Raw genomic sequence first — 16,411 nt, 5'->3', positions numbered from 1 at the left:
TCCTGCTGGTATGGGCTTCCGGCAAAGACCGCCGCCTTGCCTTTGGCGAGCTGCACACCAATTTCAGCATTGCCGCTGCCGGAGAGCCGCTGCAGCTTACCGCGCCCGATGGCAGCGTTGCCGATTTTATCCCCGAAACGGCAGTCCCGGCTGACTTTTCCTACGGTCGCTTCCCCGACGGTGCGTCCTCCTTCTTTTTTTATGATGAGCCCAGTCCTGCGGCAGCCAACGGGGCCGGCGGCTGGCAGGGCATCGCCGCCCCGCCCGCATTTTCCCATGAGCCGGGCTTCTACCCCGCTCCCTTTCAGCTGAGCGCGCAGGCCGGCGGCGCAGCCGAAATCCGTTTCACCACCGACGGCAGCCTGCCGCAGGCCGAATCCCCGCTGCTGGACCCGGCCGGCATCCCCGTAACCGACCGCACCGCTGAGGGTGCCGTCATCTCCCTCATCCCCACGGCCGGCAGCTGGCAGGCCCCGTTGGGCGAAGTGCCGCGCGCGTTCACGGTCACGGCCCGGAGCTTTCGCGAAGGCTGGTACCCAAGCGAGCCGGTCTCAGCCACCTACTTTATTACGGCCGAGGGACGCTTCACCCATGAACTGCCGGTGCTCAGCATTGTAACCCCGCCCGAAAACCTGTTCGACCCCGATATCGGCATCTACGTTTTCGGCAATGCGCCCAACGGCAATTTCTGGCAGCGGGGCGAGGAGTGGGAGCGGCCCGCATCCTTCACTTTTTTCGAAAGCGACGGCACACCCGTTTGGCAGGGCGGCACCGGACTCCGCATTCACGGGGGCACTTCGCGGCGGCTGCCGCAGAAATCGCTGCGGCTCTACTGGCGCAGCCGCTACGGCGACGACGCCCTCCGCTATCCTGTTTTCGGCGACTACCCCGTGCAGGAATTCCGCCGCCTCATTCTGCGCATGGCCGGTCAGGACGACATCTACACCTTCCTGCGCGACCCCATTATGCAGCGCATAGCTGAAGGCCTGCCGATGGATTTCCAGGCGTTTCGCCCGGCGGTGCTCTACATCAACGGCGAGTTCTGGGGCATCCACAACATCCGCGAGCGCTTCGACCGGCACTACATCGGCAGCCATCACCCGGTTGATCCCGAAAACCTGGACCTGCTCAACCACACCAATCTCGAAATCATCGAAGGCGACCGGCAACATTACGAGGCCATGCTCAGCTATATCAGTCAAAACGGCCTGCAAAACGATGCCCATTTCGCCTGGCTGGAGACGCAAATGGATGTGGAGAATTTCACCGACTTGAAGATTGCGGAGGCTTTTTTCTACCGCTGGGATATCGGCAACATCCGGCACTGGCGCGAGCGCACGCCCGGCAGCCGCTGGCGCTGGATGATGTTCGATCTCGATACCGGCTTCGGCGGCTTCTGGAGCCTGGATGAGCCCTGGACCTTCAACATGCTCGATTACCTCACCGAGCCCGACGGTCCCTGGACCGGCTTTCAGGGCCACAATCAGAACCGGCCCGAAGCGACCTTCCTGCTACGGAAAATGCTCGAAAACGAGGCGTACCGGCAGCACTTCATCACCCGCTTTGCCGACCTGCTCAACTCCTGGTTCAGGCCGGAGCGCGCCCGGCACATCATCGATGAATACGCCGCCCTGATTGATGCCGAAATTCCGGGGCAGGTCAGCCGCTGGCGTCGCATACAGAGCTACAGTTTCTGGCAGCAGCAGCTGGAGGTGATGCGCACCTTCGCCGACCTGCGGCCGGAGCATCAGCTGGCACAGCTGCTTGAATTTGCGGGTGTTGAGGAGCGCATCACCCTCACCCTTGAGCTCGCGCAGCCGGGCTCGGGCGGCATTGGCGTGAACACCCTCACCGTAAACAGCAGCCTGCCCAGCGCGGGCACGGCGCCCTTCCCGTGGACCGGCCGCTATCCGGCGGACTTCCCCCTCACCCTTACCGCCAAACCTTTCGGCGGTTTCAACTTCAGTCACTGGGAAATTAACGGGGAGATGTTCACCCAGCCGGTACTCACCCTCTCGCCCGAAACCGACCTTCAGGTGCGGGCTGTGTATGAGCCGGGGGGAGATGAAGCTTTCGATCCGTCGCCCTTTGCGCTCAGCGCCGGCATCCCTTACATCTTTTCCGCCTGGGATGCGGAAGCTGAGCCGGGAAGCTTCCCCACGAACATGCAGTTTGTGTATATGGATGAAACTGATCCGGGTTTGGGGGCGTCCGTTGCGGGCACGGTCAGCGGCGCCTACAACCTCGAAAGCCGGACCCGCATCAACGGGCTGGGTTCTGAGGGCCTCGCCTTCCTGAATACCGGCAACGCCGACGGCAACCCGGGATTCCCCGGCACGCGCCTCGGCGGTGTGCTGCTCGCCCTCGATACCCGTGAGGCCGCCTCCGTGAACCTCAGCTTCGAAGCCGGAACCCTGCTGCCCAATTCCCGCGAGTACGCCTGGCGGCTGCAGTACCGCCTGGGTGATGCGGGCCCGTTTGAAGACGTCACCGGTCCCGACGGTGCGCCGGTGCAGTACCTGCGGGCAGCCGTAGCGGGCCACAGCGCCTTCTTCGAAGACATCGCCCTGCCGGAAGCGGCCCTCGGCAAGCCGTACGTGCAGCTGCTCTGGCGCTACTATTATACCGGTATCCGGCACGATGCCGCCGACGGCAGCCGCACCTGGCTGCGCCTCGGCAACCTCCGCGCCGAAGCTGTTGAACCATCGCACCTCCCGGATGAGGGCACGGAGCGCATCACCCAAATACAGCTGCACCAAAACTACCCGAACCCCTTCAACCCTGTCACCATCATTCCCTTTTCGCTGCCCGCCCCGGCGGAGGTCTGGCTCGAAGTCTTCAACATTCAGGGGCAGCGGGTCGCGGCACTGTCCAGCGGCCAGCCCTTCGCCGCCGGCACCCACAACCTCCAATTCGATGCCGGCAGCCTCGCCAGCGGACTCTACCTCTACCGCCTCCGCCTCCGCAACACGAACGGCCCCGGCCCCGAAACACAGCAAACCCGGAAAATGCTGCTAATCCGATAGGGGCTTTTGGGACGGGCATTGCCATCCCATCCCATCCCATATCATCCCATCCCATATCATATCATCCGATATCATATCAAAGCATCCCGTACGGGCGACCCTCGTGGTCGCCCCTTGTGGTCGCCCCCATCTGGCCGGAGGGGCGATGCGCGACTCGGGGCGACCACGAGGGTCGCCCTTACCCCAGCTCCCTGGCGCGTTTTGCGGCTTCTTCTACGGCTTTGATCAGGGTTACGCGGATGCCGCCTTCTTCGAGTTTGAGGATGCCGTCGATGGTACAGCCGGCCGGGGTTGTGACTTCATCTTTGAGCATGGCGGGGTGTTTGCCGGTTTCCAGCACCATCGAGGCTGAGCCGAGGCAAGCCTGTGCGGCGAGTTCGGTTGCCAGATTCCGGGGGATGCCCGCTTTCACGCCGCCTTCGGCCAGGGCTTCAATCATGATGTAGATGAAGGCGGGTCCGCTCGCGCTCAGGCCGGTGACTGCATCAAACAGCTTTTCATCCATAATTTGGGTGCGGCCTGCGGTGTTGAACATGGCCTGCGCAAACCCAAGGTGATGCTCCTGTGCAAGGGCCGAGCCGCAGAGCGCGGTCATCCCTTTGCGGATGCGCAGCGGGGTGTTGGGCATGGCGCGGATTACCGGGCAGTTGCGGCCGCTCCATTCCGTAAGCTGTGTGATGGTGGTGCCGGCCATCACCGAAATCAGGAGTTTTTCGGGCCCGAGTGAAGGGGCGAGTTCCGGCAGAACCTGACCGGCGAGCTGCGGTTTTACGGCGAGAACAACGACCTCGGCCTGAGCGGCGGCCTCGGTGTTGCTCAGGCCCCGCACGCCGTAATCAGCCTCGAGCTGCTCCACGCGCTTGCTGCGCCGGGCGCTGACCAGAATTTGTTCGGGTTTAAAAAAACGGGCGGCGATCATGGCCTCAATCATGGCCTCGCCGATTTTGCCTGCGCCAATGATGGCGATGCTCTGTGGGTTATAGGTAGTACTCATAGCTTGAATGTGTGCAGAATTAAAGAGTTAGCGGGAGGCTGCGGCCTCATTGCAGTGATACGCCCCCGATGCATCGGGGGAAGATAAATTCAAATAATATAGTTAGATTATGAAGTTGTTTTAGGATGAAATCATCTTCCTGAACTGCTGTTTGTCAGCCTGAAATAAGCGTTGTGAAACGGGGCCGGCAGCAGAACGGTACAGGATTTGAGCATCAGCCCGGCAGAGTTAGCGGGCCATAAATTTATTTGTTTCAGACAACGCCTCTTTATTATTACCACTTTTTTTGATCCATCCGCATGTCCGTAAAAATTACTGAAAAAGACGATGTAACCATCCGTTTTGCCGGCGACTCCGGCGACGGGATGCAGCTTACCGGTTCACAGTTTACCAACACCACCGCGCTGGCAGGCAATGATTTGAGTACCCTGCCGGACTACCCCGCAGAAATCCGCGCGCCGCAGGGCACGGTTGCCGGGGTTTCGGGTTTTCAGATTCACTTCGGCAGCAAGGCCATACACACCCCGGGCGACAGCTGCGATGTGCTTGTGGTGATGAACGCTGCGGCCCTGAAAGCCAACCTCAAATACCTCAAAGCCGGCGGTATTATTATCGCCAATGTGGACGGCTTCGGCAAGCGTGACCTCAGCCTGGCCAAGTACGGCCCCGAGGATAAGCCGCTGGAGCAGATTCAGACCTCCGGCTACGGCCTCATTCAGCTGGATGTCACCAAGCTCACCCGAGCAGCCCTCGCCGATACCGGTCTGCCGCCCAAAGATGTGGACCGCTGCAAAAACATGTTTGTGCTCGGCGTTATTTACTGGCTGTTCAGCCGCGACATCAAGGTTACGCAGACTTTTATTGAGAAGAAATTCAGCCGGAAGGCTGAGATTGCCGAGGCCAATGTGCTGGCCCTCAAGGCCGGCTACGCCTACGGCGGGGCGACGGAGCTGTTCAGCGAGCGGTTTTCGGTGCAGGCCGCACAGATCAGGCCCGGTACCTACCGCAACATCACCGGGAATGAGGCGACCGTAATCGGGCTTGCAGCCGCCGCGGATAAATCGGGTTTACCGCTTTTTCTGGGCTCGTACCCCATCACCCCGGCTTCCGAAATTCTGCACGGTTTGTCCAAGCTGAAGCACTACAACGTACGCACCTTTCAGGCAGAGGATGAAATCGCGGCCATCGGCTCGGCTATCGGAGCGAGTTTCGGCGGAAGCCTGGGCGTAACGAGCAGCTCGGGGCCCGGTATTGCGCTCAAAACGGAAGCCCTCACCCTTGCCCTGATGCTGGAGTTGCCGCTGGTGGTCATCAACGTGCAGCGCGCGGGTCCTTCAACAGGTATGCCGACCAAAACCGAGCAGTCAGACCTGCTTCAGGCCGTTTACGGTCGTGCGGGGGAATCGCCCGTTGTGGTGCTTGCGCCGGAATCGCCGGCGGACTGCTTTCAGATGATTTTTGAAGCCTGCCGCATCGCCATCGAGCACATGATTCCGGTGATGTTCCTCTCCGACGGCTACATTGCCAACGGTGCCGAGCCCTGGCTTTTCCCGAAAGCTGCCGAGCTGCCTCAGATTAAAGTTTCCTTCGCCCCGCCCCGCGAGCCCGAGGATGCCCCCTACCTGCCGTACAGCCGCGATGAGCGCCTCGTGCGCCCATGGGCCGTACCCGGCACCAAAGGGCTGGAGCACCGCATCGGCGGACTCGAAAAAGAAGCCGGTACCGGAAACATCTCATACGACCCGGACAATCATCATCAGATGACGCTCATCCGCGAGCAGAAGCGCAACAACGTGGCCTGCAACATCCCCGAGCAGAAAATCGAGGAAGGTCCTGAAAGCGGCAAGGTGCTGGTTGTGGGATGGGGTTCAACGCACGGCTCCATCAAAGCAGCCGTAAACGAGCTGAATGCCGAAGGTCTGGCGGTATCGCACACGCACATCCGCTATCTGAGCCCGTTTCCGCAAAACCTGGCCGACCTTTTTGCAAAATTCGAAACCATTCTGGTACCGGAAATCAACAACGGTCAGCTCATCAAACTGCTGCGCGATCAGTTTCCGGCATTCACCTTCCACGGTTTCAATCAGGTGAAGGGCACCCCGCTGCCGGTATCCGCACTGAGCGATGCCATCCGTCGTGCAACAAATTTTTAACAGAACAGATCTTAAGTACAAACATGGTTCAAAAAACTGCCTCAACCAACGGAAGCACTCCTGCCCTGAAGCCCAAAGATTTCGCCTCTGATCAGGATGTGCGCTGGTGCCCCGGCTGCGGGGATTACACCATCCTCAAGCAGGTACAGAATGTGATGCCCGAGCTGGGCGTGCCGCGCGAAAACATCGTATTTGTGGCCGGTATCGGCTGCTCTTCACGCTTCCCCTATTACATGGATACCTTCGGGATGCACTCCATTCACGGACGGGCGCCCTCCATCGCAACCGGCCTCAAAGCCAGCCGCCCTGAGCTGAGCGTGTGGGTGATCACCGGCGACGGCGATGCGCTTTCCATCGGGGGGAATCACCTCATACACGTGCTGCGCCGGAACGTTGACCTCAATATCCTGCTGTTCAACAACGAAATTTACGGCCTCACCAAAGGTCAGTATTCGCCCACTTCGCATGAGGGCACGGTAACCAAATCCACCCCTATGGGTTCGCTCGATCACCCGTTTAACCCGGCGGCCCTGGCAATGGGAGCCAATGCCTGCTTCTTTGCCCGCGCAATGGACCGCGACCCCAAGCACCTCAACGAGATGCTGATCCGCACGCATCAGCACAAGGGGGCCTCCCTTTTGGAGATATACCAGAACTGCATCGTTTTCAACGACGGCGCATTCGAGGTGTACACCGATAAGCAGCGCCGCAGCGATACCGCGCTGTATCTTGAGCACGGCAAGCCGCTGGTGTTCGGAAAAGAAGGAGAGAAGGGCATCCGCCTCGACGGCACGCGTCCGGAGCTGGTGAAGCTTGGTGAAGGGGAGTGGAGTGAAAGCGACCTCTGGGTGCACGACGAAAAAGATGCCTTCAAAGCCTACCTGCTCGCCCGATTCTTTGAGGATAACCGGCACGAAGACCGGCTGCCGCGTCCGTTCGGGGTTTTCCTGGATGTGGAGAGTCCCGCCTACGACGAAATTTTCAACCGGCAGATTGAGCAGGCTTACGAGAAGAAAGGCAAGGGTGATCTCGATGCCCTCCTCGCGGGCGAAGAAACCTGGGTGGTGAAATAAGCGGGCCAGGTTAAATCGCTGATTAGCAGGATGTGTGAATCCTGAAAATTATCTTGATTGCAATACAAAGCCGCCCGGCAATGGGGATACCCTGCCGGGCGGCTTTTTTATTTGGGAACTCCTCTTTCCTTGAAATGGGACGGGAGTTGGAGGCGCATATTTGTCAAGTGGAATTGATAAGGGTCTAAATCAGTTGATATTTGTCAGTTCTAATATTATGTTTGTGTGTGCGCTGAATTAAACCCGACCGTATCATGAAAAATAACCGAAAACAGGATAGTGCTGTAAAATACCCGCTTTCAGCCATACTTGGCTCAAGAGGTCACCTTGTTGTGCTTCGTGAACTATTCAGATCAGGAAATCCTGTGAGTCATAGCGAGTTGCTGGAACGTACAGACCTTTCCAGGCAAGGAGTTTATGATGTTACAAAAAGGCTGACTGAAACCGGAGTCGCGGCTTACTCCGGATCAGGCAGGCAGCAGCTGATCGGGTTGAGAAAGGATTTCCCCCTCTACGATTCGCTGAATCAACTCTTTTCCTCAGAATTAAAGGTCTATGAGAATTTTCTGGAAACCCTGAAACAGATAATTGGCGGTCTCGGGAAAAAGCCGGAATCAGTCTGGATTTTCGGTGATGCTGCACTTGGATATGATGAATATGGTGACCCTATACAGCTGGCAGTACTGGGAAAGCTGAAAGAGATTGATGATATAACCCGGGAATTCCGTGAAAAAATAATGGTTGAAAAAGTTGAGCACTATTTTGATGTAACGATAGATGTGAGAGGGGTAACAATTGCCGACCTTGAAGCAAGACCTTTTCTTACAGAAGGTGCCGTTATCCGGTTGTGGGGCTTGGACCCGGATAATTATCTGAACCCGCAAACAAACGGATTCGCGGCTGTGCATGGCCACCAGGATTTCGATGAAAGATCCCTGGCTGAGTCTGAAGTCTGGAGCGAGCTGCTAAAGTCTAACCCGGAAATAATTCCCAGAACGATAAGATACCTGGAGAGCCGGATCAGAGAGATTTCCAATGGAGAGAAAAGTGAGCTGCTGGAATGGAAACACCTGCTCAGGAACTGTTCCCCTCAAAGGCTAAAAAAGTTTCTGACATCAGATTCGGAAAGAGCCACCCGACTCAGGCAGTCGCTGCCATTCTGGCCCGTGCTTACTGAGCATGAACAGAAAAAGTTCAAAATAATGATCGGGGAACTGTTAAATATATGAACAGAGAGCAGCTTGAACATGCCATCCGTGCTGCTTGTACGGTTTCTGAGGACGAGGAGCTTATTGTTTTTGGCTCCCAGGCAATTTTAGGGCAGTACCCGGATGCACCACCTGAACTGAGGAGATCTGTTGAGGTGGATGTTTCCCCTGTTAATAAACCGGAAGCTGTTGATAAAATAGATTGTGCGCTTGGAGAGAACTCCCCGTTTCACAAAACACACGGATTTTATGTGCACGGAGTACCGGTTGAAACAACCGTACTTCCGAAAGACTGGAAGTAAAGAACAATAATTGTTCGTGATTATATGGATGAAAACAAAATTGGATATTGTATTGAAGCACATGATCTCGCAGCAAGCCAACTGGTAGCTTTTCGCGAAAAAGATACCGAGTTTGTGCGGCGGCTGATTCTGGACCAGCTCATCAGCACGGATATTTTGCTAAGCAGACTGAACCAAACAGTTGCGGACAGGGCAGTTATTGAAAGAGCTGTAAGGTGGACAGCAAGGATTGCCGGTAGCCTTTAAAAAAGTATAAGGCGGCCATGAGGAGATTCACCCCAAACGGGCATCCTCTGAAATCTCTGCCGCTTCAATCTCTGCTGCTTCCAAAGAAGCCTTAGGTTCAGGTTTGATATGCAGTTCAGGAAACCAGCAGCTGAACTCCACTCCCTCTTTATAATCCCAATTCACAGAAAGAACGGCACCGAGCTTGTCGGCGGCCGTTTTTACGGCATACAGCCCTATACCGGTACTTTGCTCACTGCCGGTGGGTTTGCCGGAAAGCCGTCCGAAAAGGGTGAACATTTTGGCTTTGTCTGATTCCCGGAAACCAGGCCCTTCATCCCGAACGATAAGCATCCATCCTCCCGGTTTATTTTCAGCCAACAGGGTAATGGTTTTACCTGCCGGTGTAAACTTGATTGCATTAGACAGCAGGTTAGAAACAATTATGTGCAGGGTCTGATTATGGGTTACGGCCTGGATTTCATCAATCTGATGCACCAGGGTCTGCTGTTTATGAAGTGCTGTAACTGCAAACTCCTGAACTTCCATCTGAAGCAGCTGGGAGACAGGCTGCATTTTCAGCTTATCCTGAATACCAAGCGATTCAGTCTGATATACCTGAAGCAGGCCGTCAACAATGAGCTGCATCTTTCTGACAGAAAGATGCATGAACATTTTAAACTGATCCAGTTCTTTATCAGGGTAATCCTCAAGCATCTCAAGAGTTGCATCAATCGATCCGATAGGGTTTCTCAGGTCGTGAATGATAACTTTGGTGAGGCGCGCCCTTTCTTCATTCAGGCGTTTTAGTTCCTTATTCTGCCCGGTGATTTTATTGCTTTGCGTTTTTAGCACATTGTACATGGAGCTTATTTTGTAGCTTAAGCGCCTAAAATGAATTCCTGCGGCACCCGTGCCGATCAGAAGCAGGATCAGCACCGCAAGCCCCGCATACAGATTCCGCTGTGCCTGCTCTTTGAGGCTGATCACATCACTCAAGTGCCGTATTTCATCCTCTGAGCGTGCTAAGCGGTTGGCAAACATGAGCTCTTCAATAGCAAGCTGTCGCTCGGTGCTTTTTATCCGGCTGTACTGCTGCTGATAGATTTTATGCCAGCGCAAAGCTTCCTGATAATTTCCCGCAGCTGATTCAAGGGTAGTCATGGCCAGTGCAAAATCGATATACAAATCCTGTTCGGGCAGGTTAACGGCTGTATCTTTGGTAAGCTGGAGTAACCTTCTTATTTCTGTCAGGTCTAAATTTCCCTGCTCCCTCATCAAAAGGTTCTTCGCCAGCCCGAGGCTGTTAAATACAATACCCATGCTGAGATTTAAGGCCTCACTTCGGGCAAGGCTTTCTCTGAAGTACATTTCGGATTCTTCGAGCTCAGCTAATTCCCGCAGATAAGAACCAAGGTTGTACTGTGCCTGAATGGCATTGAATTCGAGCCCGAGTTCCTCATTTATCTGAAGGGCTACTTTCAGAGAATCAACGGCACGCTGCCGCTCCCCCATCAGATTGAGCGTAATGGAAAGATTGTTTAAAGTCTGGCTGACCCCGACGAGGTTGTTATTAGCATAATATCGGCTCAGATTGCGCGAGTATCGGTTGATGGCTTCTTCGCTGCGCCCTACCCGATGCATAGCCAGCGCGATGGAATTGTTTGTACTCAGAAAAAGCTGTTCGTTGCCGTTTTGCTCAAAAAAGTCAGCCGCCTGAATAAACGGAATAAGCGCTGCCGGATAGTCCTCCTGATGAAAATGATAAAAGCCGCGGCTTAAAAGCGCCAGATGTATCAGAAAAGGGTCTTCCGGGGCCTGGCTCGCCAGTTCATTCACTTCATCGACAATATGCGCCGGGTAATTTTCGAGCGAGAGGTTATAAGCTGAGTTGAGCAGCGCAGGGGCTGCCCGAATCGGAATTTCACGGATATTGAGGGCCATTCCAAGCTCATAAGCCTTGTTCATGTTCTCATTTACCGCTTGCCATTCCCTGGTGGTTTTGTGTATAAAACCTTTATAAAGCCAGCTGTAAGCCTTAATGACATCACTTTCCGGATGTTCCTCCCGAAGTTCTGCCAGCATGTTCAGCGCCAGTTGTTTATCAGCAGTATTTGGGTTAGCACGAAAGCTGTTATACAGCGAGTCCATTTTGGCAACAGCAGGTCTCCACTCTTCACTGCTTTTCAAAGGATCTGTATTGTGCCCGCATGCTTGTATAATCAGCAAAATGAGGGCTAAAAATATAAAGTGCACGATAGGGGTCTTGAAAACAGGGGACATCGTAAGCTACCTCGTTAATGGATTTGGATACGTTTACGCAGTGTTGATACATCTACAGCCGATTATTTACGCCATATTTTTTCAAAATTGAAGACAGGCATCTTTTGGGAGTGCGGATTATTTCAAGGCAGGCTTGGAATTGTGTTTATGAAGCATTCAATGCTATGAAATTATAAGTAAGCTCAAAGGATAATCCGATCAGGTAATCAACCCTCTACAGGCCTTTGTATAGAGGGACTTCATTCGTAAATAAAGGTCAAACCCAACCTGCATCCGGCACAAATATCAGGTGGTTACGGGTTTAGCCTTACTATCATTGTTTGATTTAAGATAAGGAAACCGGCACACAAACTCAGCCCCTTCTGTGTAATCCCGGTTCAGGGAAATGCTGCCGCCGAGTTTTTCGATGGTTGTTTTTACCGCATAAAGCCCTATGCCGGTGCTTTCTTCATTCCCGGTGGGTTTGCCGGAGAGCCGCCCGAAAAGGGTGAACATTTTTTCCTTATCTGTTTCACTGAACCCGGGCCCCTGATCGCGGACTTTCAGCTGCCAGCCGTTTCCGGCGCATTTCAGGCTAACAAGTATTCGGGTTTCGGGCGGGGCATACTTAATCGCATTTGAAACAAGGTTGCCGGCAATCGTTTGCAGGCTTTCTTTATGGGAAACTGTTTCAAAATCCTGCAGCTCAGCCACAATTTCCTGCTGTTTATGGTTAGCCTCTGCTCCAAAATCCTTAATTACCCTGTTCAGTAAATCAGCAGGTGAAAATTGTTGCAGTTCATTAGAAATATCTGCTGATTCAGATTTAAAAAGTTCAAGCAGTCCGTTCACAATGGTTCTCATGCGGCTCACCGAGTGCATTGCTATTTCTATGACGGGTTCCTGAAATTGAGAGACATCTTCCTTCATTAACTCAAGCGACCCGTTGAGCGAGGTGATAGGATTACGCAGGTCGTGAATGATGATTTTGATCAGGCGCTGACGTTCTTCACTAAGTTTTAAAAGAAGCTCGTTCTGAGTAGCAATTTCCTGGTTTTGTGATTGAAGTACCGCGTGTGCCTGTGCGATTCTTCGGCTGAGGCGGCTAAAGTGCCAGTTTGCTCCGCCAGCCCCGGCGAGCAGGAGGAAAAGAAAAATCAACCCTGCATACAGGTTTCGCTGAGCCTGTTCTTTCAGGAGAATCGTTTGGTTCAGGTGCAGAATTTGAGCCTGTGATTGCAGTAAACGGTTTTCTGTTAAAATTTCATTGATTGCTGCCTGTCTTTCAAGGTCAAAGAAGTTCTCCAGTGTTTCCAGAAAAATTGCATGCCAGCGAAGGGCTTCTGCTGTATTGCCTGATCTAAGCTCAAGGTTAAACATGGAGCTGGTAAAATCGCGGTAGAGTTCCGTTTCTTCGGGCTTCTCTATATGTTGTTTAAATATATAGAGAAGTGCACGGATTTCATTCAGATCATCTGAGTCTGCCGCTATAAGAGTAGCTGCAAGACCAAGGCTGTTAAAAAGTATGCCCTGCGTAAAATCAAGGGCTTCACTTCGGGCAAGACCATCCCGGAAATATGCAGCCGACTCCTCGAATTGATTGTTGTTTCGGTAGTAAATGCCAATGTTGAAGATATTCTGAACTGCTGCGAAGCTGCGTCCGAGCGAATCGTTGAATGCAATCGACACCTTGGTTGAATCGATGGCAGCTTTGTAATTGCCTGAAAGTCCATGCAGAATTGCGATGTTACTACGGGTTCGTGAAATCGCAATCGGGTCACCGCTAACTTGGTGTATCTGATGATTGCGGCTCAGGTAAACAAATGCATCCTCAAATCTGCCGGCTCTCTGCGAAGCCAGTGCAAGGTAGTTGTTGGTGTCGATTTCCTCTATTATATGGCCGTGTTCACCGAAATAAGCAGCGAGGGGTAGTAAAACTTCGATACTTGCTGTATATGCCTGTTCGTAATACAAGGCGGCCCCTTTCGCGTACAGAGCCAGGTGCTGCGTGTAGGGGGCAGCAGGAGGAATATCGGCCATTTCAATAGCCTGCGCGACCAGTGAATCCATGTCGAGCCCGGCCGACAGAATATTATTGGCGTAGGGTAATTTTGCTGTAATCCGGACGGCTAAGCTTCGCAGCATATGCTGATTTGCAAGCTCATGGGCGGCGAGAAAATTTTCAAGCGCCTGCGGGTACTGCTGAAAAAGACCGTTCAGATAACCGGAATAATAAAGAAGGTAGGCCTGAACACGTTCATCATTATCATGAAGCTCCAGATAATCTTCCATGAAGATTTCAAAACGACGCAATCCATCAGGGCCTTCTCCAGGGGAAACAGATTGAAATACGGAGTCGATTGCTGCATCATGAGCATCAAACTGTTGGCCGGGTTCCGGGTACGGGGGCTGTGTGTAACAGCCTGTGGCCGTTAGCAAAAACTGAGTGAACAGGAAGCTGAGCAGTAAACCCGAAGCGTGTTTCATTGTAAAATAGCTTTAAAGCAGTCCAATTGTTAGTTAGTTTAACCTGTGTGTAAGGCACAATAAGTATGAATCAGCAACGATCTGACTCAGAGCCAACTGTGGCGCATACCTGCCCCGAATGTGCACAAGTTAAATAAGCTTACTGAAAGTAGCCCGGTCTAAGATAAGGAAACCAGCAAATAAACTCGGCTCCTTCTTCATAATCCCAATTGAGGGTAATGCTGCCGCCAAGCTTTTCGATGGTTGTTTTTACTGCATAAAGCCCGATGCCGGTACTTTCTTCATTGCCGGTCGGTTTGCCGGATAGCCGCCCGAACAGGGTGAACATTTTCTTCATATCTGCCTCACGGAAGCCGGGCCCCTGATCGCGGACTTTCAGCTGCCAGCCGTTCTCCACGGTTTGTACGCTCACCTTTATTTGGGTTCCGGCAGGTGCGTACTTAATTGCATTTGAAACAAGGTTACCGGCAATCGTTTGCAGGCTTTTCTGATGGGTAACGGCTTCCAAGTGCGGGAGCTCAGCCACAATTTCCTGCTGCTTTTGCGCAGCCTGTGTTTCAAATTCTTTTAGGATTTCTTTGAGAAAGTCATTAACAGCCGTCTTTTCGAGCTCGTTGCAAACATCCATCGATTCCGTCTTAAAAAGCTCCAGAAGGCCGTTAACAATGGTTCCCATACGGCTGACCGAAAGCGTTGCTATTTCCAAAAAAGATTCAAGAAAGCTCAGGCGGTCTTCACGGAGCAACTCAAGGGAGCCGTTCAGAGAACTGATAGGGTTGCGCAGGTCATGGATAATGATTTTGATCAGGCGCTGCCGTTCCTCGCTGAGCTGCACCAGTCGTGCATTTTGGTTAATAATCTCCTGATTCTGTGATTTTAGAGTGGCGTGTGCACGGTTGATTTTACGGCTGAGGCGGCTAAAGTGCCACGTAGCCCCGGCTGCCCCGGCCAGCATGATTATAAGAATAAAAAGACCCGCATACAGGTTTCGCTGGGCTTCTTCTTTCAGAGAAATGGTCTCGTTGAGGTGCTGAATTTCAGCCTGCGAGCTTAGCAGCCGGTTTTCAACCAGTATTTCGTCGATGGCTGCCTGTCTCTCAAGGCTATATTTGGTTTCCAGTACATTCAAATAAACCTCGTTCCAGCTGAAGGCTTCATCCATGTTTCCCGATTTCAGCTCAAGACGGAACATGGCGTAAGCATAATCTTCATATAAGTCACTTTGCTCGAAATTGGCCGCACTGTGGTAGGTCATGTCTAAAAGAGTACGAATCTCAGCCAAATCTTTTGAGCCGGATTGCAAAAGCAGGCGGGCAAGCCCGAGGCCGTTAAACATTACGCCCTGCTTAAGCCCGATGGTCAGGCTACGGTCAAGCCCTTCCCGGAAGTAAGCAATTGCCTCATCCGGATTTCCGGAATCGCGGTAAAAAGTGGCAATATTGTAGATATTTTGAATGGCTACTACCCTTCGGCCCAGCGAATCATTAAACGCAAGAGATACCTTGGTCGAATCTATCGCCGCACTAAAATTCCCTGTTCTGGCATGTACAATGGCGATGTTGCCCCGTGTTTGTGAAATTGCCATCGGGTTGTCGCTAATCTGATGTAGCTCCTGATTTCGGCGAAGATACTCCAATGCATCGTTATATCTGTCTACTCTCTGAAAAGACAGTGCAAGGATATTATTTACTTCAAGCTGCTTTTGCCGGATTTCACGCTCACGGAAAAAGGCGGCTGCGGGCAGTAAAACTTCAATGGCGGCTGTGTAATTCTGCTGGTAATAATACATACTCCCTTTTGCATGCAGAGCTAAATGATGCAAAAAAGGATCAGATGGAGGGCTGTTGGCCAGTTCAACTGCGTAGGCCACCATTTCACCTATGTTGAGACCGGCTGCCAACATATTATTAGCATAGACCATTTTTTGCGTTAGCTCAATAATTAAAGCACGGAGCTGATGCGCTTTCGCAAGTTCATAAGAAGCAAGATATAGTTCCAGCGTTTGCGGGTAATGCTGTAACAGGCCGTTCAGGTATCCAAAATAATAGAGCAGGTAAGCTTCTGTGCGTTCATCGTTCTCATGAAGCTCCCGGTACTCGTCCATAAAAGCTTCAAAGCGGCGTAACCCATCCTCACCCTCTGCAGGCTCAACTGACATAAAAAAAGATCTGATTTCTTCACTACGGCGCTCAAGCTCCCCGTCGGGGGCAGGGTAATAGGGCTGTTTGTCGCAGCCAATGCCTGAAATCAGAACTGCAAGCCAAAGACTGGCGATCAGCAAGTTCGATAATGGTTTCATGATACACGCACTTTATGTCAGCCCATTGATGGTTAGATGATATGAGAACAATTTATGAAAATCAGATTCAGAAAATTCAGGATCAGATCACTTTATTCTTTATTCGTCACAGCCGCTGCCGCCCGGCGTTTCAATCCAAAAGCGGGCGCCGGCCCGGAGGTGAACCTTCGCATGCCCCTCCTTTGATTGTGTAAGCCCATCCACCCGGATGACGCCCTGCCTGCCGGGTTCACCCGGCAGGCCTCCGTGCAGGCTGTAGGGCTGCTGCTGCCGGTGCTCGCTTAGCAGGGTGAGGGAAACCGGAGCCAGAAACTCCAGTTCGCGCCGCATGCCGTCGCCGCCCCGCCATTTGCCGGCTCCGCCTGAGCCCCGCCTGATTTCC

General features: G+C 53.0%; 11 protein-coding genes. 6 read left to right on the top strand and 5 right to left on the bottom strand.

The window, feature by feature from the left end; translation table 11 throughout:
- A partial coding sequence (locus LAT75_RS11625) for a CotH kinase family protein (protein WP_291482835.1) occupies positions 1-3,026 on the top strand: 3,026 nt, incomplete at its 5' end.
- 178 nt (positions 3,027-3,204) lie between these two features.
- Here the strand turns inward: LAT75_RS11625 and proC are convergent.
- Positions 3,205-4,020, bottom strand: a complete 816-nt coding sequence (gene proC / locus LAT75_RS11620; RefSeq protein WP_291482834.1) for a pyrroline-5-carboxylate reductase — start codon at positions 4,018-4,020, stop codon at positions 3,205-3,207.
- A 299-nt stretch (positions 4,021-4,319) separates the two neighbouring features.
- Between proC and LAT75_RS11615 the strand changes: the two genes are divergently transcribed.
- From LAT75_RS11615 to LAT75_RS11595, 5 genes are all read left to right on the top strand, one after another.
- The gene (locus LAT75_RS11615) at positions 4,320-6,173 is read left to right on the top strand and encodes a 2-oxoacid:acceptor oxidoreductase subunit alpha (protein ID WP_291482833.1); all 1,854 of its coding nucleotides are present in this window, start codon (positions 4,320-4,322) and stop codon (positions 6,171-6,173) included.
- Between the two features lie 23 nt (positions 6,174-6,196).
- Positions 6,197-7,246, top strand: a complete 1,050-nt coding sequence (locus LAT75_RS11610; protein ID WP_291482832.1) for a 2-oxoacid:ferredoxin oxidoreductase subunit beta — start codon at positions 6,197-6,199, stop codon at positions 7,244-7,246.
- Between the two features lie 254 nt (positions 7,247-7,500).
- Entirely contained in the window at positions 7,501-8,475 is a 975-nt protein-coding gene (locus LAT75_RS11605; RefSeq protein WP_291482831.1) for a hypothetical protein, read from the top strand.
- On the top strand, positions 8,472-8,756 hold the full coding sequence (locus tag LAT75_RS11600) for a hypothetical protein (RefSeq protein ID WP_291482830.1): 285 nt from the start codon (positions 8,472-8,474) through the stop codon (positions 8,754-8,756). The genes LAT75_RS11605 and LAT75_RS11600 overlap by 4 nt, the downstream gene beginning before the upstream one ends.
- Before the next feature lie 24 nt (positions 8,757-8,780).
- Complete coding sequence (locus LAT75_RS11595; RefSeq protein ID WP_291482829.1) at positions 8,781-9,002, top strand: hypothetical protein; 222 nt, start codon at positions 8,781-8,783, stop codon at positions 9,000-9,002.
- A gap of 27 nt (positions 9,003-9,029) precedes the next feature.
- On the opposite strand, the gene LAT75_RS11590 is transcribed toward LAT75_RS11595, so the two are convergent.
- From LAT75_RS11590 to LAT75_RS11575, 4 genes are all read right to left on the bottom strand, one after another.
- Positions 9,030-11,171, bottom strand: a complete 2,142-nt coding sequence (locus LAT75_RS11590) for a tetratricopeptide repeat-containing sensor histidine kinase (protein WP_291482828.1) — start codon at positions 11,169-11,171, stop codon at positions 9,030-9,032.
- A gap of 378 nt (positions 11,172-11,549) precedes the next feature.
- Positions 11,550-13,730 carry a tetratricopeptide repeat-containing sensor histidine kinase gene (locus LAT75_RS11585; RefSeq protein WP_291482827.1) on the bottom strand — a complete coding sequence of 727 codons (2,181 nt, stop codon included), beginning with the start codon at positions 13,728-13,730 and terminating at the stop codon, positions 11,550-11,552.
- Between the two features lie 139 nt (positions 13,731-13,869).
- Positions 13,870-16,029 carry an ATP-binding protein gene (locus tag LAT75_RS11580; protein WP_291482826.1) on the bottom strand — a complete coding sequence of 720 codons (2,160 nt, stop codon included), beginning with the start codon at positions 16,027-16,029 and terminating at the stop codon, positions 13,870-13,872.
- A gap of 99 nt (positions 16,030-16,128) precedes the next feature.
- The coding region (locus tag LAT75_RS11575) for a hydantoinase B/oxoprolinase family protein (protein ID WP_291482825.1) at positions 16,129-16,411 on the bottom strand (283 nt) is incomplete at its 5' end.

This window comes from Cyclonatronum sp., from assembly GCF_022565315.1.
GTDB lineage: Bacteria > Bacteroidota > Rhodothermia > Balneolales > Cyclonatronaceae > Cyclonatronum.
This window is presented reverse-complemented; position numbering and strand designations above follow the sequence as displayed.

Coding starts and splice junctions, on each gene's coding strand:
- proC (WP_291482834.1), bottom strand. CDS start 4,020: ATGAGTACTACCTATAACCCACAGAGCATCGCCATCATTGGCGCAGGC.
- LAT75_RS11605 (WP_291482831.1), top strand. CDS start 7,501: ATGAAAAATAACCGAAAACAGGATAGTGCTGTAAAATACCCGCTTTCA.
- LAT75_RS11585 (WP_291482827.1), bottom strand. CDS start 13,730: ATGAAACACGCTTCGGGTTTACTGCTCAGCTTCCTGTTCACTCAGTTT.
- LAT75_RS11610 (WP_291482832.1), top strand. CDS start 6,197: ATGGTTCAAAAAACTGCCTCAACCAACGGAAGCACTCCTGCCCTGAAG.
- LAT75_RS11600 (WP_291482830.1), top strand. CDS start 8,472: ATGAACAGAGAGCAGCTTGAACATGCCATCCGTGCTGCTTGTACGGTT.
- LAT75_RS11615 (WP_291482833.1), top strand. CDS start 4,320: ATGTCCGTAAAAATTACTGAAAAAGACGATGTAACCATCCGTTTTGCC.
- LAT75_RS11580 (WP_291482826.1), bottom strand. CDS start 16,029: ATGAAACCATTATCGAACTTGCTGATCGCCAGTCTTTGGCTTGCAGTT.
- LAT75_RS11595 (WP_291482829.1), top strand. CDS start 8,781: ATGGATGAAAACAAAATTGGATATTGTATTGAAGCACATGATCTCGCA.